Source organism: uncultured Streptococcus sp., assembly GCF_963521865.1.
GTDB lineage: Bacteria > Bacillota > Bacilli > Lactobacillales > Streptococcaceae > Streptococcus.
Genome location: NZ_CAUQWY010000003.1, coordinates 53882 through 78289, shown reverse-complemented (window position 1 = coordinate 78289; position 24408 = coordinate 53882). Strand labels below are relative to the sequence as shown.

The window sequence follows — 24408 nt, the reverse complement described above, 5'->3', positions numbered from 1 at the left end:
CTTCTCCTTTAGTTAGATAAATAATGTGTTTGTGCCATGTAAATCAATTGTTTCGTATCTCTTGGCAATAAAGCTCTAGCCTCTTCCAAATTCAGATTTGGATAAACCCGCTTATTTGAAACCGCAAGAGGAAGTCTGATGGTTAGTTCAGGATTTTTTAAAATCATCTCAACGAAATCCGTTAATCTTAGATTGTCACGGTTCTTAAATCGTAATAAATTGGGAGATAGAAATTCAAAACAATCTGAAGAATAGCTCATCATCTCAATTAATTTATCCTTTGTCATTTCAGAAACTGAATGACAAGATACCTCGATGCCATAGTTTTGGAAGAAGTCTAAAAGAAGTTGATTTCTTTGGCTATTTTTACTTAGATAGAGATCAATCATGGGAGACCTCCCAAAGATTCGGTTCCATTTGATATTCTGAGACGATTAAGGAATCTAATAAATTTTCGAAGTTAATCGGTTTCTTGTCTTCATCATAAGCTTTTACAGTTACTTGGGTTGTAAGTATTCCCTCTTTTCCCTCGGCTCGATAGCCTTGTCCCTATAAAATAAAAACGAGATTTTGATGATCATCTACAAAGGCATCAGCTCCGTTCTTTATATCCTGACTTTCAAGGAATTCCATAATATTTTGAAGATAGGATTCATAAAATAGTGGGTAATTATGTTTTTTATGGTAATCATCTAAAAATGTCACCTCAAACTCACATGGATAATTGGGCATCAAAAATATTTGTTCATCCAGCTGTTTGATTTCTGCATCATGTAATTGTGTTTCTAATTCATCACAATCTAGTATTGATTCTTTATTTAATGCTTTCATTTTTTTCCTCTATTTCTTTTAATTTCTTTGCGATTGCAACAATCACAGGAACGGTTACACTATTACCAGCTTGTTTATAGAGCTGACTATTACTAGAGACTTTTCTAGCAGCTTCAAAAGCCCAATCAGGAAACCCCTGAAGGCGAAAACACTCTTTAGGAGTGATTCGTCGTATTCTCAAACGGTAAAATTGTCCATCTATTAAGACACCGGCTACATGATAAACTTGTTTATCTTCGCCTTCATAGCTAGCCACAACTACTCCCATTTGACCACTAGTTGTTAACGTATTAGCTATGCCTTTTCCAACTCTACCACGACGATACTGAGAACTTGGTCTTTCCAAATTGATTGAATCCCCAATCTCTGCTTGAGCATATCCTTTTTTCGTTGCTTCCCGTACTTTTAGAAATTGGATTGGTTCTGGAATCAGTATTTTGGGAATTTTATCTCCACCTTGCATCGTAGTCAGTGTTGGAGATAAGCCCTCACTTCCATAGACGCGACCAGTTTCCTTAAAGCTAGTTGGTAAATCTCCAACAACGACAATACCATGGCGATCCTGAGTATTTAAAGTAAACATTGGCTCTTGATTATCCTTGAAACGTCTACCATTTTGTCTTTTTTCTAATCTGTCTGGTGTCATACAAGGAATCGCAACTTTAAATCCTTCTCCTTTTCCACGAACTAAGGTTGGCGCAAGACCTTCTGAATAATAGACTTTACCACTCATTCCACTTCTTGATGGATTTAAATTCCCTAGTGCTTTCAAAGTCTCAGGGTTAGTTGCTTGACCTTCTCGTCTGAAAGGAAATAGGAGTCTGGTACCTTTCTTTCTAGAATGTCCGATAATAAACACCCTCTCTCTGTTTTGGGGAACGCCAAAATCCTTACTGTTAAGCACCTGCCACTCAACATCAAACCCCAACTCATCAAGTGTGGTAAGGATTGTGGTGAACGTCCGTCCCTTATCGTGATTGAGTAGGCCTTTAACATTTTCAAGAAAAAGAAAACGTGGTTGGATTTGTTTGGCCGCCCTAGCAATTTCAAAGAACAAAGTTCCTCTAGTATCTTCAAATCCCAATCGTCTTCCTGCGATTGAAAATGCTTGACAAGGGAATCCCCCACAGATGACATCGACTTTCCCTCTAAGTTTTTTAAATTCGTCATCTGAAACATCTCGTATATCATGAAATTCTATTTCTCCTTTCGTTTGAAAAATGGACTTATAAGATTTCCTAGCAAATTTATCAATCTCACAAAATCCAATACACTCGTGTCCGACACTTTCCATTCCTAGTCGAAAACCACCGATACCTGAAAATAAATCAATAAATTTCATTTCTTTATCCCCCCTTTCTTATCGACTATCAATGTCCAAATAGTCACACCACTTGAAATGACAATGAGCATAACTAATATCCACTCGATTGGCGACATTTAACCACCTCCTTTTCTAACACGGTTATTCCAAACAGAATACAAGCCGTTAAACACAAATTCAGCAAGTACTTCCGCACGTCTAACAAAGTGAACATTATCTAGAGCATACTGATAGATTCTCTCAAAATCAGTCATAGCAATTTCACTGGCTGTTTCAGAAAAACTTTCTCGTCTAAATTGATCTTGTACCAATCCCCAAATATAATCTCGATCATATTTTGTGACCTTTTCTACTTTTCTTTTCAAAATAGGTTGAGTATTCCTATCCTCCTCATCCTCAATAAATAAAGAATCAGTCTCACTATATTTAGTCTCACTAACTTCAGTCTCACTAGGGGCTGAATATGGGACGGGGGCCGTTTCATTTTCAACCTGCCCTAGTCTTTTTTTAACACTAGGCCTGTTTGAATTACCTACTGGGGTAGAAGACAATTCCCCTAAATAAATCTTATTAGCAAGTCTCCCTTTCTCACTTGAAGACTGTTGAACTTCATCAATTAAGTCATATTCTTTAAGAGTTTTTTTGATGGACAGTAATTTTGACTTCGAACAACCTAACAGCCTCATCAGTTTAGAATTAGAAAATACTAAATAAACCGCTCCTTCTTCATCTATCCAACCACGACTGAGAGATAATTCTAAACGATCCTTTAAAATAGAATAAGCTACCTTTACTTCTAGTTTCATATCCATATATTTCTCATCCTCAAAAAGAATTTTAGGTAATTTGTAATACCGTTCTGAAGTTTGGTATTGATTTGCGGTTATTCGTTTCATAGCGCTCCTCCAAGTTCTTTGAGTATTAAATCTCCACTTGATTCCAATCGAACCAAGCCACTTTTTTCTAATTCAGCCATAAGAGAGATGGCTTCAACAATGTCAATTCCCATTTCACGTACTAAAAATGAAATGACAATATAGCGTGATGATTGTAATTCTTTTGTCATTTTCCCTCCATAAAATAAAAAAACGGAAAGATTGTGAAATTCCTTTCCGTAACATAATAGATATTTGAACACCAAACTCAACACCAAAAAAATGTTTTTATTGATGATTATTGCTCAATCAAGCACTTATAACAATGTAAAAAATAAAAATCTGTACTCACAAAAACCCTTGAAATTCAAGGGTTTTAAGCATTTATTCTACTTCACAATGTTTTATTATTTTAATTCTTCTAGACCAACCATTGAATAGTAGCCATTGAGTTTTTTTCCTTTCGTAGCAAGGGTTTAGAGCCCCTTATATAATTTACTATCGTTTGAACATAGCGAGTTTTTAAATGAATGATGTCCAAACAGTTCTTGTTTTATGACATAGAAATCTAATTTATATTATATCATGACTTCTGTATTTTGTCCGCTCTTGTTTCCAGATTATACTAATTCAAAATTAAATGAAAATTAAAGTCTATCATTTTATGGAAGTCTTACTCAAGACATAGTTTAATTCAAGTATATCCTTTGAAATTCAATATCTCTTATAGCTATTACTTCATATTAGGGAGAGAATCATATATGTTAGCTAATACTCTTAGAAAATCTCTTCAAACCACGTCAGCTTCGCCTTGGAGTATAGATGTTACTGACTTCGTCAGCTTCCATCTGCAACCTCAAAACAGTATTTTGAGCTGACTTTGTCAGTCTTATCTACAACCTCAAAGCAGTGCTTTGAGCAACCTACGGCTAGCTTTCTAGTTTGCTCTTTGATTTTCATTGAGTATAAGAGTGGAATTTTATGAGTTTTTGGGATTTTTTAGGTATAAAACGCTAACCATTCAAAAACCACACAATGTTTCTTTCAGCTTCATTGAGTATAAAACTGAAATCACTGTGTGGTTTTATTTTGAATCTAGTTTTTGTCCATCATCATATTAAATAGCAATTTGTTATATTCATTTAAACAAAGGATTAAAGAAACCATCAGTTGCTTTCAACAAGGCTTTAAACACTTTTTCTTTGAGTGCAACAGTATGTGAGAAATCACCCGATTTCTTTAAATCCTCCTCAACCGCTTTAACAAAGATATTCTTCAATTGTGTATAGTTGGTAATTTGTTTACCGTTAATTTCAATAGTAGTAAATCCTTGCTCTGCTTTAGCTTTAACATCGTGATACCAATGTTTTTTCCAGTCTTCTAGGTTTGAGAATTGGTTGTCTGAAACCTTTTTAATAATGAAATCATCACCCAATCTACCTTGGTTTTGTTTATCCGCTTCACCTTGGTATTTGCTAGATACATATCCGATAAATCCATTTGCATAGCCAAAGTAACCCCACATACGGAAGGCATTATGCTTGAATGATAATGAACCTGGAGCACCTTTGCTTGTATTACCACCATAAATACCAGCCATCATTTGAACATTAACATATGCTGAGTTAGGCGTGAAGTCCTCTGGTCGGAACACACCATTACCCGGATTATTATGTTTGGTCATAAAGTTATTATCAACCAAATCATCAATACTTGACAATGGCTTAGTTTTCTCTCCTTCGTTTAAGTCACGAACTTTGTCCCATTGGTGTGGAGCAGTTAAATTATTTAAGCCATCAACATGTCTATCTACTCTGTCAATTTTCTTGAACCACTTGCTATTATCACCATTTAATTTTGGAATTACAGCATCTGCTTCAACATAATCCAACATCATTAACGCTTCATTGTAGTTCTTCATGTAGCGATCAATATCTTCACGAGTTTTCAATTTATCCGGATCATAGTTATACCACTGATCACCATTATTCTCACGATGATAAGCCATATTCAAACCTAAAGCGCCATATTCACCATTAGAAGTTGATTTATCAGGTGTTTGTAACATACCTTGAGCATAGGCTTCGACGTCTGTACCTTGACGATGTTTATGACCACCGAAATAAAGCATTCTATCGTTTACGTGTGTTGTTTCGTGAGTAAAGGCTGAAATACCAAACGGACTAATCATATCCGTCACCATAAACAAGACCTTGTCATCATTATTTGGATTAGGGAATATTGATGCCATAGCGCCCATACGCCAATCTCTATCATGATGTCGCCATGTTGGACCATATAATTCACGAATTGGGGCTACAGGGTTACCCTTACTGTCAAATCCTCGACGACCTACAGGAGAACCATTGTAGGTCTGGTTATCCCATACAGGTGTTGGAACCATTTTCTCGCTCTTAAGCAATCTATCTCGTACACTTGGCAATGCTAAACGTGACCAGAAGTCTAAGTATGTTTGTTGAGCATGTGCAACCTTATCAATTTCTTTTTTGAATTCATTTCTAGCTTCTTCTGTATACTTACCATATTTCTCAAATGAACTATAAGCCATTGTATTGTAAGTTGAAATCAAGAACATATGTGCATTCTTAAGAGTTAATAGAGGTAGGATCATACGATTATGAACACCATTGTTCAAACCATCAAATGCACGATGTCGTTTGTTAGCAAAATCAGGATTCGTTGTTTGAGGTTCTGATACATATACATTCTTAGCCGCATGTATAAACCAATCATTTAAATCAGTATCGTTAGTAAAGAGACGCATGTTGTAATCTAAGAAGCCATGTAATTCAGCTTTACCAATAGTTCCACCAATCATATCACGATAAGCATCCAAAGTTCTGTCGCCCTTGATATTTCGCTCGCTTGATCCAATTCGAATCAAGAAATCAAGAAGGTCAACTGACTTACCATAAAAGTCAGGTTTAAACATCATCAAGTTCTTGATAGTCATATCCCCATACTTGATATCATAGTAACGATTAAGGTAAGTAAGAGCCATCACGATTTTAGCTTTATTTTCATCCACCTTCTTAACAAGTGCTTTCATAGCCGCTTCGTCAATATTTAATTGATGGTCAGCATTTTCAATCAAAGATTTGACCAATTTATCAAGATTAGCTTTCGTTTCAGCAAAACTTTCTTCGAGATAAAGGTCTCGGATATAACCGTTTTTACGTTCCTCTGTATTTTCTTCAGCTCTATCCCGATTACCCATCAAGGCACGTACTTCAGGAGAAATTAATTCAACAGTCGCTAACCTACCTTTAATGTCTTGAATCAATTGATTACGATTTTTATCAACCATGTTTGGTGTATAAACAATGTCACCCAATCCATCGATACTATACTCACGAACTTGCGCTACTTTAGACTCTTTTTGATGAACAGCTTTGATTTCTTTAGTCTTATCTGCATAGTGAATCATCACATGATCAATATCTGATAAATCCGTTACAAATTGTCCGTCTTTCATTCCTGTAACTGATAACACTTCTTTTGTCAACAAGTTTGAACCTTCAGTTAGTTTATTACCTTGGTTAACAATCCACTCTTTATTGTAGAACGGTTGAAGCTTTTCAATGTTACGATATGCTAAATCACGTTCTGTTTTGTAGTCTTGAGTTGTCTTATACTCATCTTCTTTTCTTGTTAAACGATTTAAGCGGTTGACTATAGGTTCGTTGATTTCGTATTTATCTGCGGATATGCCTGTAGCTTCAATTTTAGATTTTGCCTCTTCTTCAGAAATAGGTTTAATACGATTTTTATCTTTTGAACGCTGGTAGCTAGAATTCCCATCACTGACACCTACTACAACGTAATTTCGTTTCACATTATTTCCTGTCCAATAGCCATCATCATAATCAATATCACTAGAACCATAGAAAATTTCACCATTAGATACTTTCATCATGGAAACTGAATCTTCAACGGAACCGTGATGCTTCATGCTTCCTACAACACCACCATTTTCAATTGGTTTAGCTACATTAATGGTTCCTTTTGCTACTGATTTCTTAATCGCACCATCACGACTTACAGCACCGTTATCCCCACCGTTTTGTGAACTATAAGCAATTCCCGCAGCTTTTGCCTTATCACCGACAAGATTAGCATCCACATATGCTTTTTCTACTAAACCTTTCCAGTTTTCACCAACGATACCGGTCAAGTATTGTCCACCATCACCGACAGCAGTTACGTTACCGATAAAGGCCACATTTCTGAGTGTACCTTGGTTATCAATCTTATCAATAAATCCAGATACCCAGTTTCTACCTAATACGTTACCAGTCACTTTGACATCTTCGATTTTAGCGCCACCTTTAATAGTGTCGGCAATCGGTGCAATGCGGTCCGCCCAAGGCATATTGATATTTACATTCCCCAGATTTACTTTGGTTACTGTACCACCGATAATATTCTTGAATAACGGACGCTCCGTGTTATGGATGGTATAATGTTTCCCCTCCACACTTTTTAATGTACCTTTAAAATCACCATCAACATACCATTTCTTAGGTGTTGGTACATTCGTTGCATTCAAATCTGCTCCGATTTTAAATGTACCATTTTTATCAGCATTCATAGCATCTACTAAATCTTTAAAATTATAGTAAACATTATCAACCTTAGGACGAGGTTTTTCAATGTAATGAATGTATTCATTTCTAGCTTTAGATGGGTCAATATGTTGAATCAAATCTTGAGCAGTTGCTGTAATTTTATAAAGTTCTTTTTCTTTTTCAGTCACCAACTCAATCTTATCAACTGCTAAACGTGTTACTTTATTATCACGACTAGTGATTTTTAAGTACATTTTCTTCACATCTTCATCTGAAGGTTTTTCAGTCATGAAATCACTAGGTGTTTCAGTACCATCGTCATTTACCTTCACTAAATTAGTAGATGCAATATTTTTAATTTCAACTTTTTTCAAATCCAAGCGAAGTGGTTTCTCTTCTAATGTTGCAGTTTCTTCTCCCTTACCACGGTCATAGGTCATAGTGGTTTCTATCTTATAGTTCTTGTAGAATTTTAAATCTTCTACCTGCTTATCTAATTGCTCTGAAGTTAAATCTACTGTTTTGACAATTTCATTTCCATCTTTGATTGTCGCAGTAATTTTATTGATTTTGACTCCATCTGTATTAACCAAATGATAAGAAAGATTTGCGGAGCGGTCTAATACATTTGTATCTGTTCGTTCCAAAGTCAAAACAGGAGCCGTTTTTTCTTTAGGCTTTTCTTTTGTACCTTTTACAAGAATTTCAGGCTTTATTTCTTTCAAAATAGTTACTGTTTCAACTGGTTCACTAATTTTTTTGCCATGTAACTCTTCATAGCTAGTAACAATTTGACGTTCGCCATCCTCACCAATTTGTTTAACAGAATCATCGCCTATAAATTTGGTAGGATCAGATTCTTCTATAGTCGTTTTAGAAATAGTCTCGGTCCGGATATCGGTATGTAAAGAAGGCAACTCTTCTCTTTCTGATGCAACTTCTGAAACTGTAGATATTGGTTCAGTATACTCTGGAATGTCGATAACAGGTGGCTCAATCAAGTTTCCATTTTCATCTACTCCTATTGCACCTACTGGTTCCGTGTATGCTGGTTTTTCGCTAACAGGTGGTTCAATCAAGTTTCCATTTTCATCCACTTCTGTTGTACCTACTGGCTCAGTATATTCTGGCTTTTCGCTAACAGGTGGCTCAAGTAAGTTTCCATTTTCATCCACTCCTGTTGCACCTACTGGTTCAGTATATTCTGGTTTCTCAGTTTTAGGCGCTTTATCTGGAACTGTACCTACAGGAGCTGTGTACTCAGTTTTCTCTACTTTAGGAGCTTCGTCTGGGACTGTACTTAAAGGATCCGTATATTCTGATTTTTCATGAACTGCTGGTTCTACCTTCTCTGAGACTACGGCTTCTGGCAATGCTGTTTGAACTGCAGGTTCCCCTTTTTCAGTTACAATAGCTTCTGGTAACGCTGCTTGAACCTCAGGTTCTCCTTTGTCTGCCACAACTTTGGGTTGCTCAACTGGCGAAACAGTTGATGCCGGAGAAACCGACGAAACACTTCTATCATCAAGCTCCAAGTAACCAACATATCTGTAACCAGAAATTTGCAACACACCATCATGTCCAGACTCATGGATGTTAGCATTCAAATTAAGTGCTGAAGCAGTTGATAGTGTAATTAAACCTGTCGCCCCTACAATCAAAAATGTAGCTATTTTTTTATTTCTCTTATCTTTTGTAATAACTACAACAAGACTACCGATGGTCAATAAACCAAATAAAGTCATAATAGATTGTGATTGACCAGTATTTGGTAGTGCGTCTTTCTCATAAACCAAAGCATATGATTCTTTTGATTCGTCAGGTCTACCTTGCTTGAGCTGATCACGTTCAGTTTGTGTCAAAGTACTATAATCCAAGTAGTGATAAGTCGATGCACCAACAATTGACGGAGCGAATAAAAGACTTCCCAAGAATACTGAGCCAACAATACCTTTTATTTTCCTAATGGAAAACTTATCTTTTTTTAATAATGACAATTGTAATCCCCTATCTTTACTTTTTATTTCCTAATAGCAAACACTATTTTTTATTCTCAAAAATTGAACTTCTAAAATCATTCGTTTGATCGAGATAAGCTTTATATATTGCCTGTTTAAGTTTATGAACTCTACTTCTTTCTGGATATATATTCACAAGATAATCCTCAGCATCTTCATTGACAGCAGTAGTCATCATTCTTTGAAGCGCATTTATATTTGTTATTGTCACTCTATCTTTTCTGAACCAATCTCCATTTGGGTTAATGAAGCTAATGCTCATTAATTTATTAAATTTAGCTATTCGCTCATTATACATTGCTTTTTTGAAATCAACCCATGATTTATATTCATTATTAAACACTTTTTTAAGTACTAAATCATCTGTTACATTACCGATCACTTTACCATATGATCTAATAACATCACCTTTTGCTTTTGCTTCTTCTGCGTATTGATTAGAAATATATGGTACCATTCCATCTTTAAATCCTTTTGCAGCTAACAACTCGAACGCCATACGACGTCCCATTAAATCACCCGGAGTTCCTTTATCATTACTTAGAGCAGAATATATTGGTGAAAATAGTTTAATTGTATAATAGCCATTTCGTTTAAAGGTATTATCATTGTCATTTTCATATCCTCTTCTTGTGATAACATCATTTTCAATTAGACTATTAAATGTCGTTAATTTGCTAAGTTCACTATCATTTAAGTAACGAATAACATTAGTTGCATATACTTCACTTCCGTCTGGATCCAGTTCAAATTTATTTTCTATTTTTCTCAACAAGTCATTTTTCTTAGAAATATCCAAGTTAACAACTGCATTACCTTCTAGATATTCTAGCATATAAATTACATCAAACATATTATGCATATATTTTTGCAAGTCTTCTGCATTATTAAATCGTTTTGTAGGATCTTTTACCTGAAGTCTAGTTGAATCTTCTGATTTTTCATATTTCAATATAGAGTTAATCGTAATAGTAGGATCGTATGGATGATCAGGAGCTTGTAACAATCCTTTAGCATAAAACTCTGGTCCCAGTCCATTTCGTCTTCCATAACCTCCAAGATAAATTTCTCTATCAGAGTTATGCGTCATTTCGTGTGTATAAGTTACCGCACCATCTTTATCAAGCATACGATATGCCATATAATAGAATGCATCCCCTGTAGCGTAGGCTCCATTAGAATTATGAACAACATTATTTCCCGCTGGACCGAAGAAATGTTTTATCGCTGGATGATTAGTTTCAAAATTAGCTTCTTGTATCTTATTATCTTTATCATTTCCAAATCTAAATGCATCATAGACAAGAACACTTCTATATAATTTTTCTTTATTTTTATCATCTAGTATTTTATACCAGTAATCATAGTGATCTCTAAATCTAGCTGCCGCTTCTTTAGCTTTTGTCTCAACATAGTCATTTAAATTAGTTCCTGCTGGATGTTCTTTACTTCTATATCTATCATAAGCACCAAATCCTATAGTCGAAATGTTGGCTATAATAAACACCGATTTTTCAGGTAATGTTAATAGCGGCAAGACCATACTTGGGTATTTCCAAGATGGGCTAGTTAATCTATCATATACTCCAATTGAATATGGACTACCAGCTATTGATTGCTTATCACTTACCTCTTTAATTGTAGATTTTTCTTCTACTATATAGGCTTTAGTTTGTTCTTTAAACCACTCGTTATTGGTTTTATCTGGCACGAATGCTTTTCTATATTTTTCTAATGCATCAAATAAATTATTAGTTTTATAATTTTTCGCTAATAAAACGTTATAAGTTATAACATTATTTTTCGCTAGTAAATTATTATATCCAGATTTACCTAGTTCGATAACATTATCTAACGCTGAACTATTTGATTTACCGAAGAAATCCAAGTGGTACATAACTAAATCTTTCGCTTTTGTATCACCATATTTGAAATTGTACCAACGTTCTAAATATGTTAATCCTAGAAGTAAAGCTTCCTTATTGTTTTTAATTTTTTCGATTACATAATTATCTATTATCTTATTGTTATTTTCAGCTATTGCAGCATCTGCAGTAAGAAGTTTTGTCAAACTATCTTTCAAATTAGTTTTTGTGGTATTGAATTGTTCTTCTAAATATAACTCCGTTAAACTAACATCCTTAGAAACATCTAATACTTTTCTAGTTGCGTCTGATTTATATTCTACACTATTTAATGCTGGTAATACTTCATCTAAAATATTATTATAATTGCGAAGTAATGTATTTGGTGTGTAAATTAATTTTGTATCGCCTATTCTATACTCAGCTACATTTGAAAAATCACTTTGATAATTTACATTAAGTTTCTCTGATGTATTGTCTGCGTAATATAGTAATAATTTATTTATACTTGATTTGTATTTGTTAATATCACTAATTACTTCATTATCTTTCATTGGAACAACTGATAATAATTCTTTATTATAAAGATTACTACTTGACTCTACTAAATTTCCGTACTTAACTATTGTTTCTCTATTATAGAACGGTAATAGTTTTTCTATATTTTTATATACTTTTTCTTTAGATGAAACGGCATTCTCAAGATTTTTATAGTCAGTTACATATCTAGAAGAGAAATTAAAGTCTTCTGTTTTAATAGTATTTCTAGATACAAAAGCAGCTTTTTTCTCTCTAATTTGTGCATCTTCTAATACTTCTCCTCTTTGAACAGTAGAATCCTTAGTTAAGATTTCATCATCTTCTGCTACTACGTTTACAACCTTATTATTTTTGTTGCTATATACATGATTTGCTTTCATGTCAGTGAAATCTTTTCCAGTTATAGCATTACCGTTCGTAACATTAACGTCGCTTAGTACATTAGAAAGTCGACCAGATTTTTCTAATCCTCCAGCTGGATCCCAAAGATTACCAACTACTCCACCTACATTTGCAAAACGTTGAACATTATTAAGATTTCCTTCAGCGTAGCTATTACTAATTAGCGCACTATCTTCTGCTGCACCAACTATTCCGCCAATAGATTGATCCCCTTTAGTTGCGTTTGATGATAAATCAATTGATGCGATCGACTTCTCTATTAATCCCCTTGAACCAGAAAGTTTACCAACTAAACCTCCAATTTGATAATCTGAATTTGTTTCATAAGTATTAGTAATTCTTCCTGTAAAGCTACTATTTGAAATTCTAGAATTCTCTACTTGTGATACTAAACCTCCTATTCCATGTTCACCAGCTATTGCTCCATTAGCATGAACATTACTAATTACAGTTCCATTTCTCGCTTCTTTCGCTACTGTTGCAGCATCTTCTTTTGCTGAAATATTGACATCTTTTAGTGAAAGATTTTGTACTGTGGCACCATTTAATCTCCCAAACAATGGTTTTTTCAAATTATAAATAGCATAATATTTCTCATTATTTGTTCCTACTAACTTTCCATGGAATTCCTTTTTCACATAACTTTCTTGATCATCCGAAAGTTCAACTTCACGAGCATCCATAGTTGCCCCTAAACGGAATGTACCATTAGGATCGATATTCATTGCATCGACTAAATTTTTAAATGATGTATATACTTCAGTTTCACTTTGCTGAGTTTTTGGTAAATAGTATGTATAATTTTCTAGTACATTATTATTTTCATGCTGTATCAGATTATTTGCACTTGCTACTATTTTATAAACATCTCTATTATCTTTATTAGCATTAGTAATGCTTGTAACTGGTAGCATCACATCTTTAAAATTCTCTGATTTAACTTTCATGAAGTAATTTTGTGGAGCATTTGGCACAGAATCTAATGTAGTTACATGACGATACTTATTACCATCTTTTGAATATAGTTCTACAGAAGATATATTTCTAAGTTCTAATTTCTTATTAACGTCTTTTTCTTCTGTAACATCGTCTTTTTTCTCATCTTTATGACGTTCTAGTGCATCATATGTCGGAGTAATTTCATTCCCTGCGATAATACTCTTAATCCAAGCTAATTGTGTAGGAGATAAAATCAATCCACCTGAGCGATTTTGTGCTCCATTTTGGTGCACACCAATAACTTCACCATTAGCATTAAATATTCCTCCACCACTCATACCAGGATTTCCGCCTTGATATTGGACACCGTAGGTGTTGTTCGCATATTTTTGTTCCATTTCTACCGTAGTATCTTTTAGGTGCGTATATTTCCCACCTGGATATCCATGAACATTAAGTTTGTCATGAACATTTACTTTCGAATAATTATCTACTAAATTTACATGTTTTCTTACTGAAGATTGTGGTAATTTAATCACTGCTAAATCATAGATAAATCCTTTTGGATAATCTTTTTGATTATAAAAATGAATATCATTAGCGGTAAATGTTCCTTTTTGTCCGTCAGGAGTCACCCACTCATATTCGTTTTTAGATTTATCACCTCTAAATTCACCCGTAGTATTATCAGTAGAATTATGAATGAAATTATGAGCGACTGTTAAAAGTACATTTGGTGCAATAAAAGTCGCTGATCCCACTCCAGTTCCCCTTGACGAATCTGTAATGAAGGTCATATTAATTAATGCACTAGATTTTTTCTGAATACTCATTTCTTCTGGTGTATTAGTATTTTCATTATTTGGCTTAGGCTCTTCTGTACTTGGCTGTTCAATACTTCCAGAATACTCTCTAGTAGGCTCTATTTTCTCTGGTTCTACTAACGCTCCAGCTTGCACTCCTGTATATTCCTTCGGTGATTCTACTTTTTCTGGTTCTACTAATGCTCCAGCTTGTACTCCTGTGTATTCTCTTGGGGCTTCTACTTTCTCCGGTTCTACTACTGTTCCAGCTTGCACTCCTGTATACTCTTCTGGGACTTCTACTTTTTCTGGTTCTACTAACGCTCCAGCTTGTACTCCTGTATATTCTCTTGGGGCTTCTACTTTTTCTGGTTCTACTAGTGCTCCAGCTTGCACTCCTGTGTATTCTCTTGGGGCTTCCACTTTCTCTGGTTCTGCTAAGGCTCCAGCCTGTACTCCTGTATATTCAGGTTTCTCCATTTTTGCCGCTTCTACTAATGCTCCGGCTTGTACCCCTGTGTATTCTGATAGTGGGGCAGACTGTTCTGGTTTAACAATAGCTCCAGCCTGTACTTCTCCATGTTCTGCACCAGTCTCAGGTTGTTCCTTCATTACTTGAGCTTTTTTAGTACCTTTTTCGACTATTCTTAAAACAGGCGCAGTCGTTGAAGTTGAAACGATTTCTCTAGAAACTTCTTCCTTGTTTACAAAGAATATTCTGACGACTTCAACTTTCTTCCCTAACTTACCTTCTTGTTTTACTCTTACAGTTCCTTCAGCTAAATCAGGATTTTCTTGAATTTCTTCTTGAAAATCTATTTTTGTCTCTATAGTTTCCTCACGATATAAGAGTTCAGGTTTGTTCAACTTGCCTGATAGAACTTCATCTTGTGGATTTAATGTATTTACCCCAGTCTTTTCTTTTGGAGAAATCTTCTCGTCTTTCTTCGTTTCTAGATTCTTATGTTCTGCTAATTGTGATTGAGAATTTGAAGATTGTTTCTCTTCTTTTCTTGGATTGGTTAATTTAGTAGAAACAGGTTTTTCTTCCTGCATAGTTTGTACTGTTGATGGATTTTCTACAAAATTCGGTGTAACACTATAACCTACCTTTTGTTGATTTGTTGGACTAGATACTGATTTCTCTTGATTATTTACTTTAGATTCAGAAGTTATGTTTCCCTCTTTGATATATCCAATATAAGTGTAACCTGAAATATCTTTAGGAAGAGGTAATTTTTCTCCTGAGATTAATTCATAGTCAGTATTGTAATTCAGTAAGAGATTATTTTCTAAAGCATGAGCTGAAACTAAGATACCATTTCCTATTCCTGCAATCAATACTAAATGTAATACTGTTTTATTCTTAACTTTTTTCTTAGAAACGGCAAAAATTAAAATCCCCAGAGCCGCTAAGCTAGCACCAGCAACTAGGGTTTGCATATCATTCTTACTTCCAGTATTTGGTAAGTCTCCCAGTTGATTTTGGGAATTTAATTTATAAACAAGATAATAAGTCTCATCATCATTCTCCACGTATGTCGGAATATCATAGATAAGCTGCTTCTTCTCATCTGATGATAGCTCTGACTCTGTCACATATTTATAGTGAACACCTTTAGTCTCTTGAGCTTCTACAGATGAACTACCTAATACAGACATAAAAAATAAACTTGAAATCGTTGCAGATACAAGTCCTACTGATAATTTTCTAAATGAAAAACGCTGCTGTTTTTCACCAAAATACTTTTCCATTATTCCTCCTTGAAATAAAATTTTAAAAATATGCAAGCTAGAATTTATTATATTAGCTTGTTATCTTATAAAAAGGTAACACACTTTAATTATACTCTTAATTTACCAAAAAGTCTTAAAATTGCGTTACGTTTTCATACTTTGTTTTATATATAAAATACGAAGGAGCAGGGTTTGCCATTTCCTATTTTCTCTTTTTGGATATAAGTAACACCTACCATGGAATTTCCACGGTAGGTGTTACTTATATCACTAATCGTTCTAAAAATGGTTTGAGGCAGTTGAGGAGAATTCCTTCTATCCAGCTTTCTTGTGCTGAGGAGAGATGATCTGTCTGGAGACTTTCTTTTAGAAAATCTCGGACTTGTTCTGGTGCGATTTCAAACTCAAAGGCTTTCATTTTATAGAAAAAGTCGAGCAGATGGTCGGATAGGTATTCAGTTGAAAAGGGGACTTCTCCACTTTTTCGATATTCTAATAAGAGCCGAGCAAATCGGGATTTTTCTTCAGGAAGCTCACGAAAATAGGAATTGAGGAGCCAGGTCTGCTTCTGCTTTCTTTCAATTGGATCCTGACCAGCAATTCGTTGGTCTTTTTCCAGCTCTTTTTGGTATTGTTTGGCCTTGATAGCCCTTTCTGTTCTATTTTTACCAAAAAGAATTTTCTCCCACTTGCGTTCTTCTTGGGTTAGGGTTTCTGTAAAGCCAAAGTAATCTTGATAGGCACGCTCTGCTGGTCCCATGGCTAGAACCAGATTGTCTGCATATTGCTTGGCGATTTTATCTTTCTTCTTGCGCTCTTTCTCTGCCTGGATACGGAGTTCCTGTTCGTAGTCAATTTTCTCCTTGCCTAGCTTGACAAGGTAGAGTTGGTCATCTGGTTTCCCAAGTAAAAAGGGTTTGATACATTTTTCAAGGACTTCTTCCATCCGAGCCTTCTTCTTGGGCTCTGCCTTGGTCCAACTTCCTCCTTGAAAGACTTCTAGGAAGAGCTGGTAGTCTCTCTCAGGTGAGAACTGATTGCCACGATTGGGTTTAAAAACACCTTTTTCCCAGAGCCATTTTAGAAGTCGCTCGTCAAAGTCACTTTTATTGACCTTGATTTTTTCCTTTTTCTTAGCTTTTCTGGTCAGATTTTCAACCTTTCTGAGCAGTTTTTCTTCCTCTTCTGGTTGCTGGTCAAGGGTCAATCGATGAAAATGACGAACGCAGTCGCTACCTATAGGAAATAGTCGTTGACCAGTCACTCCGTTAAAGAGTTCGTAGGCGTATTTGATAGCATTTCCACAGACACAATTGCTACGGCCGATACCGTTAAAAATCAAGGAAACTTCATTCCATTCCTTGGTAGCTTGTTCCCAAGTATCAGCTTTTGAAGCCTGTAAAACCGCATCATGCAGGGATTTTCTAACTGGAAGTGTCATGAGGTCTCCTTTCTAGATTATACTTTTACAACTTGAACCTCGTCTTTCCCAAGTAAAATCAAGTATTTCTCAATATTTTCAATCGAATAGGCTCGAGATAAAGCCTCTCCATAAAGGGCTAACTGACCACGATAGCGGTTTATGAGTTGACTTGGATCATCATAGCGGTCGGTCTTATAGTCGAACAGAATAATCCTGTCCTCATAAAGCAGATAGCCGTCCAAGATTCCACGGACAACAAAGTTTTCCTGACTCTTTTGGTCTCGTTTGAGCATGGAGAAAGGTTGCTCGCGATAGAGATGGTTGGTATTAGCGAGAATTTCCTGACCGAGCGCTGTGTCAAAGAATGCAAGAGTTTTAGCAAGATTGATCTTGTCTCTGACAGCTGGGCTGGTTTGAACTTGTTTGAGAGTTTCTGTCAGACTAGCAAGCGTTGGTCGCTGGCTGAGGTCAATTCTCTGCATGAGTTCGTGGGTAGCACTACCAATCTCAGCTCCGGTTACCTTTTCTTTGGTTGAAAAATCTGGCAAATCAAAGCTGATTTTCTTGTCTACTGACTGACCTTGACCTGCAATCTCGACACCTTCCATATCCATAACAGGTTCGTAGAATTTCTTGATTTGACTTGGGGTTTGAACACTTGGCAATTCAATAGCTGCGCGGTGAAGAGTATTATAGACTTCCACTTCTTTCAGCATTTCAAGAGCTTCCTTAATGGTTTCTGACTGGCGGTTGTCAGCTTGGGAGCTATCTTGGAGAGGACTTTTGTTTTCCAATTGACCAATAGCTTCTCTAGTCAGCTGATCATCGCCAACAAAGCGATAACTAAAGTTGAGATTATCCTTGGCAAACACTTTGCTGATAGCCCAAATCCAATCTTGGAAATTCCTTGCTTGCAGTCTAGTACTGCTATTTAGTTTTCCATTTTTAGCTGATGGGTATTCCTTGGCTTCCAGCTTTTCACGAGAACCCTTACCGACAAGATAGAGCTTTTTCTCAGCCCTCGTCATGGCAACATACAGCAGACGCATTTGCTCAGAATAGCTTGCCAGCTGTAATTCCTCTTCATTCTGCCTATAGGTCAGGCTAGGAATGGAGAGTTTGACGGTTTTAGGATAGTGATCTTCCACTGCTCCTGTCTCCATTTTGGCAATATATTTGACACCAAGACCATTCTGACGACTGAGAATGACTTCTGACATAGAGTCTTGCTTGTTAAAGTCTTGATCCATATTGAGGATAAAGACGTAAGGAAACTCCAGCCCTTTACTCTTGTGAATGGTCATGAGCTCTACTGCATCTTTTGGCGGTGCGACTGCCACGCTTGCCAAATCGTGCTGGGCTTCCAAGACTTGATCAATCATACGAATAAAACGTGATAAGCCTTTGAAATTACTCTTTTCAAATTGATCAGCACGTAGTGCTAGGGCATAGAGATTGGCCTGTCTAGCAGGACCATTTGGCAAAGCTCCAACATAATCATAATAAAAACGGTCGTTATAAATCTTCCAAATCAAGTCATAGAGGGAGTGGGTTTTGGCATACAGGCGCCAAGAAGCCAAGATATCCATGAATTGGTTTAGTTTCTCAGCTAACTCCGTATGAATCAAGCCTTTTTGGCTACTTGCCAGTTTTTGAGCATTGACCAGTTTCTCATAGAGATTTTCGTGGACTTTGTCTTCTGCTTTCTGAAGGGACAAACGTGCTAACTCGTCCTCGTCAAAGCCAAACATTGGAGACTTCATAAGGGCAACCAAGGCATAGTCTTGCAGGGGATTGTGAATGACACGAAGGGTGTCTAGCATGACTTGCACTTCTAGGGATTGGAGATAATTGTTTTGCTCTCCGTCAGTTTTGACAGGAATTCCGTATTCAGACAGAGCGAGGAGAATCTGGTCATTACGACTGCGGCTGGAGGTCAGAAGGGCAATTTCTTTAAAGGAAACACCTTGTTCCTTATGGAGTTTAAGAATTTTCTTGATAACTAAGCGCATTTCGCCTGTTAGTTTCGTTTCTGTTTGACACTCTTCTTCCTCACCTGTATCGTCCTTGTCATAGAGGAGAAATTCTGCCTTGTTTTCTGGATTAGGAGTCAGCTTGGTATTGGCAAAAACAAGTTGGTGCATGCTGTCATAGTTGATTTCGCCGACCTCTTGGTCCATAAGGCGTTCAAAAACATCATTGGTTGCTGACAGCACTTCTGAACTACTACGGAAATTTTCCTTGAGGAGAATCAGCTTGCCTTCTTGGGGATTTTGCGCATAGCGTTGGAACTTTTCATTGAAAATCTGCGGATCTGCCTGACGGAAACGATAGATAGACTGCTTAATATCTCCCACCATAAATCGGTTGTGATCATTAGACAGCAATTCCAACATCCGTTCTTGAATATGGTTGGTATCCTGATACTCATCGACCATGACTTCGTGGAAGCGATCCTGATAAGCCTCACGAACTTGCGGGAAATTCTCTAAAATCTCAATGGTATAATGGCTGATATCAGCGAATTCAAAGGCATTTTCCTGACGTTTACGCTGACGATAAGCTTCCACAAAATCACTCATGAAGGCTTGGAAGGTTTTAGCTAGTTCCCATGTATCTCCATGATAACGTTCTTGATAGTCGAGAATGGTTATCTGGTCTGACAGTTGTCCTAGTTTAGCAAACTGGGTCTTTCTCTCTTCGTTGTAGGCATCGGCCAGTGGCTTCAAATCAGCCTTGCGACTGGCATTCGTCAGAGCTCGACCATTTTTCTCTTTCGAAATTGCGACAACACGCGCAAGAACCGTTTGATAAGCCTGACTATCGGACTCTTGATTTAAGGAGCCAATTTCATCCAGAACTAACTGAACATTTTCTAAATAGGCAGCCTTGGGAAACTCCTTAGCATCATTGTCCAGATGATAACGGAAAAAGCTTTCCAAATCCCAAAGGGCTTGCTGGATTTGCTCAGTTAGTTTTCCTTTTTCATTCGTAAAATCAGCTTTCTCAAAGCCTTTTAAGAAAGATTCACTCAGCCACTTTTGAGGGTTGCTGGTGGATTGGAGGAAGTCATAGATTTTATAGACTTGTTGGCGCAGCCCTCGTTCATCCTTGCCACGTCCAGCAAAGTTTTTCAGTAAATGACTAAAGGTCTCTTTCTGTTTACCTTGATAATGGACTTCAAAGACCTCATGAAAGACTTCGTTTTTTAGAAGGAGTTGCTCGCTCTGGTTTTGTAAAATACGGAAATTAGGCGCAATGTCAAGCAGATAGCCATGTTTGCCAAGGAACTTTTGTGTGAAAGAGTCCATGGTTCCGATGGCAGCGTTGGGTAGGTCTGCCAACTGACGTCCCAAGTGTTGTTTGAGCTCGACATCACTACTTTCTTGGATTTGTTGGCTGATTTTTTTCTCCAAACGTTCTTTAAGCTCTGTGGCAGCCTTAACGGTAAAGGTTGAGATAAAGAGTTGAGAAATTTCCACACCACGCGCTAATTGATCTAGAATGCGCTCTGCCATGACAAAGGTTTTACCAGAACCAGCCGACGCTGAGACAAGAATATTCTGACCAGAAGTATAGATGGCTTCAATTTGCTCGGCAGTTTTCTTTTGTTCCTTGCTCGAATTTGCTTCTGCTTCTTGCAGTTTTTGAATTTCTTCCTCAGTTAAAAAGGGAATGGGCTTCATCGATTCAACTCCTCTCTTATTTTTTCAAACCAAGCTTGCTTGAGTTTTTCTCCGACCAGACGTTTACCGTCAGCCAAGTCCAACTTCTCTAGGAAACGAGCTTGACCCAAGTGATAATTGGCTTCAAATCCTGTGATGGCTTGGTGTTGCTGGACGTATGGGGCAATACTTCTGCCATTTTCGGTATAAGGATTAATGGCGAACTGGCCTGCTAAAATCTTCTCAGCTGCTTTCTTGTAAAGAAGGGCATTGTAGTCTAGTAAGAGCTGGAATTCCTCATCCGTCAACTGATTAGCCTTGTTTTTATTGTAAAATTCGCCCAAATGACTGCTTTCTTTTTCTAAAAAGAGGCCTTGGTATTTCATTGACTTGCTAGCTTCTACTACTGCACCTGCCAGACTTTTAACGGCCATCAGAGATTGGACTGGTTCAGCCATTTCCAAGTACATAGCACCGAAAAAGTTCTGCTCCCCTTCTCTTTTTAAGGCAGCTAGATAGGTTGGCAACTGGGAATTGAGCCCATTAAAGAAATGAGGAAACTGGAACTGAGTCAGACTGGATTTGTAGTCTACCACTCCTATCGCCCCATCAGCTTTCAAACGGTCAATGCGGTCAACTTTACCTCGTACAAAGACACTGCGACCATTGTCCAATTGAATAAAGGCTTGCTCTTTCCCACCGAAATTCGCTTCCTCTTTGATGGTTTCGATGGCTGGATTGTGTCGGAGAATGTGGCCAGTCGTGCGAGCTACATCAAGCAGAACTTCCTTGGTAAACTGGGCTTCCAAACTTTCTTGATAAATGGCTTCAAATTCGCGTTCTTGACTGGTTTCTTGAATAGCTTGTTCTAGACGATGGTCAAAGGAATCTTCGTCAGGCAACTGCAAGGCGCGTTCAAAGATACGGTGCAAGAAATTTCCGTGACTGCGGGCATCAGGACGTAGACGTAATTCCTCCTGCAAGCCTAACACGTAGCGGAGGAAATAACTGTATTGGTTTCGGTAAAACTCCGTCAAACCAGACGTAGACAGGTAAAATTCCTTGTCAGCTGGATAGAGAGCTTGTAAGGTATCATTGGTCAACTGCTTGCTGCTTGGACTGGTTGGGAGGGCTGGATTTTCCAGACCTTGCTGTTCTAGTCTTTTACCCATCACACGCGCCAGAACCTTGACAAAGGTCAAATCTTGCTCAGTATCACTCATCTCGCCCTGCTGGTGATAGGCAACCAGGCTAGACAAAAGACTGTGATAGGACCCCATATCTTCCTTAGACAGCCCTTTGTGATTCATCCTCTTCTCTTTTCGACTAAATCCAAAATGGACCAACTCTTGAAGATAAGCTGATTCCTTGCTTTCACTTTCGTTAAAAAGGCTTGGAGCTGACAAAACTAATTGCTTACGGGCAGAATTGACCAAAGAAAGCATAGTATAGCGATTTTTCTTGAGGTTTTCACTGCTGGCAATCAGCAATTGAACGCCTTCTTCGGTCGCTTGGTTTAAGCTTTGTCTTTCTTCATCTGTCAAAAGGCTAGTATTTTGCGCAATTTTTGGTAAATTGTCCTGAGTCAGCCCAATGGCATAGACAAAGTCAGCAGTCAGTGGTGCAATCAAATCGTAACTCTGCACCAGAACGGTGTCCACTGTCGCTGGAATGGTACGGTATTGAGATAGGCTCATTCCAGAATGGAGCAAGGCTAGGAAGTCCTCTAGACTAACTTGTGAACCAGCAAAAACAGTCGCAAATTGCTCTAAAACATGACAGAATTCCTTCCAAACTTCGGCCTGTCTTTCCTGTTCTACAGCTTCCATAGTGGCTGTCAAATCTTGTAACTGCTTGGTCACAGCTCCTTCTTTTAGAAAAGAGTTCCACTTTTGCAAGAGATTTTCAGACTTTTGTTTTCGGCTAGCAAAAAGAGTTTCAAGAGGTGTTAAAATACGCAGGCGAAGGGCATTCAAACGCTCAAGATTAAATTTCCCATGGTGGGATTTGGTAAAGGTTTGCTGAAAGGCTGGCAAGCCATTGATACCAAGATAGCGGATATATTGCTCAAATGCGTCAGTATCAGCCTGACTAAGGTCGGTATAGAGACCTGTCCTGAGAAGGTTAATCAAATCCTCCTGACGGAAACGATAGCGTTTTAAAGCTAAAATAGACTCGACAAACTGTGTCAAGGGGTGGTGCGCCATGGATTCGCTTCTACCAAGATAGAAAGGAATCTGATACTGGTCAAAAATCGTTTTTAGAGATAATTGATAAGAAACTACATCCCCCAAGAGAATACGAAAATGCTTGTAGCTCAGGTCTGAGTTCTCATGCAATTTCTGACGAATACTACGGGCTACCAACTCCAACTCTTCTTTTTGCGTCAAGCAAGACCAGATTTGTAAGTTTTCACGGTCCTTATCATCTACATCCAATGTGAGTTCTGAAAAATCATAAGAAGACTCTAGCAAACGAGAGGCTTTGTCAAAACTATCCATCTTCTCATGAGTTTGAGAACAGTCCAGAGCAGGTGTTTGGTATTTAGAGGCTAGATGATGGAGAAAGTCTACACTGGCTTGGTAGAGATTGCCCTCGCTAAAAGGACTAGTATAAGCTTTCTTACTAGCGTAAGCCCCAATGACAATCTCAACACCCTTGCCATGAAGTAAGTCCACAATCCGCTCTTCCTCAGCAGAAAAACGGGTAAATCCATCAATAACCAAGGCGATTTGAGTAAAATCACTACTAACTTTGTCATTCTCAATAGCTTCAATCAAATGGGACAACTGACTTCCCTGAGCTAACTGCCCTTGATTGAGGTAGGCCGTTACTTTCTCAAGAATCAAGAGTAAATCGGCCCTCTTGTCCTCATCCGTCAAACTCTCCAAGTCCAAAAAACTCATCTGAGCCTTGGTCATCTCGTGGTAAAGCTCAATCAACTGCTGGATGAATTGAGGATCCTGCTTAATCGCACCATAAACACGTAAGTCCTTGGGGTCAAGTTCGGCAAGACATTTATAAAAGGCCATCCCAAGACCAATATCATCAAGACTGGTCTTGGCAGGCAAATCATTCAAAATCAGGTAACGAGCCATTTGAGTAAAGCGCGTGACGGTAATCGCAAAAGAAGCCTGCTGAGGTAAACATTCCACCACGGCGCGTTCCTTTTCAAAAGAAAGAGAGTTGGGAGCGATGTAGAAGACCCGCTTGCCAGCAGCAACTAGCTTTTCTGCCTCTCTAGTTAGAATTTCTGTCAAAGAAGTCCGAATATCAGTATAAAGTAATTTCATCTCTGCCTCGTTGGAATTTTTCATTATCTTTTATTATACCATGATTAGCCAGCCAAGTCTGAAAATAATCAGTTCTTGCTCATCTGTTGAAAAGAAAATGCCGG

The 24408-nt window shown here is 37.4% G+C and carries 10 protein-coding genes and 1 pseudogene; all 11 read right to left on the bottom strand.

The annotated features are described in order from the left end of the window. Positions 1 to 8: 8 nt before the first annotated feature. A complete protein-coding gene (locus RWO85_RS01870; protein ID WP_001845485.1) occupies positions 9 to 389 on the bottom strand; it encodes an arsenate reductase family protein in 381 nt (126 codons plus the stop codon). Further along, positions 382 to 831, bottom strand: a pseudogene (locus tag RWO85_RS01865) (hypothetical protein). Before RWO85_RS01865 ends, RWO85_RS01870 begins: the two are co-directional and overlap by 8 nt. Then, positions 815 to 2173, bottom strand: coding sequence for a DNA (cytosine-5-)-methyltransferase (gene dcm, locus RWO85_RS01860; RefSeq protein WP_314413643.1), 1359 nt, complete (start codon positions 2171 to 2173; stop codon positions 815 to 817). The pseudogene RWO85_RS01865 and the gene dcm overlap by 17 nt, the downstream one beginning before the upstream one ends. A 98-nt stretch (positions 2174 to 2271) precedes the next feature. Then, the gene (locus RWO85_RS01855; RefSeq protein ID WP_314413641.1) at positions 2272 to 3051 is read right to left on the bottom strand and encodes a replication initiator protein A; all 780 of its coding nucleotides are present in this window, start codon (positions 3049 to 3051) and stop codon (positions 2272 to 2274) included. Then, a complete protein-coding gene (locus tag RWO85_RS01850; protein ID WP_000159607.1) occupies positions 3048 to 3221 on the bottom strand; it encodes a hypothetical protein in 174 nt (57 codons plus the stop codon). Before RWO85_RS01850 ends, RWO85_RS01855 begins: the two co-directional genes overlap by 4 nt. A gap of 646 nt (positions 3222 to 3867) precedes the next feature. Next, positions 3868 to 3990: a hypothetical protein gene (locus RWO85_RS01845; protein WP_314413640.1), complete on the bottom strand. Its 123-nt coding sequence runs from the start codon at positions 3988 to 3990 to the stop codon at positions 3868 to 3870. A 178-nt stretch (positions 3991 to 4168) separates the two neighbouring features. Continuing rightward, entirely contained in the window at positions 4169 to 9616 is a 5448-nt protein-coding gene (gene zmpD / locus RWO85_RS01840) for a zinc metalloprotease D (protein WP_314413637.1), read from the bottom strand. Positions 9617 to 9659: 43 nt separating this feature from the next. Then, positions 9660 to 15941 (bottom strand): ZmpA/ZmpB/ZmpC family metallo-endopeptidase, encoded by a 6282-nt coding sequence (locus RWO85_RS01835; RefSeq protein WP_314413634.1) that lies wholly within the window; start codon positions 15939 to 15941, stop codon positions 9660 to 9662. 244 nt (positions 15942 to 16185) lie between these two features. Continuing rightward, complete coding sequence (locus tag RWO85_RS01830) at positions 16186 to 17364, bottom strand: hypothetical protein (protein ID WP_314413632.1); 1179 nt, start codon at positions 17362 to 17364, stop codon at positions 16186 to 16188. 17 nt (positions 17365 to 17381) lie between these two features. Then, the gene (gene addA, locus RWO85_RS01825; RefSeq protein ID WP_314413630.1) at positions 17382 to 21032 is read right to left on the bottom strand and encodes a helicase-exonuclease AddAB subunit AddA; all 3651 of its coding nucleotides are present in this window, start codon (positions 21030 to 21032) and stop codon (positions 17382 to 17384) included. Further along, entirely contained in the window at positions 21029 to 24304 is a 3276-nt protein-coding gene (gene rexB / locus RWO85_RS01820; RefSeq protein WP_314413628.1) for an ATP-dependent nuclease subunit B, read from the bottom strand. Before rexB ends, addA begins: the two co-directional genes overlap by 4 nt. Positions 24305 to 24408 lie beyond the last annotated feature (104 nt).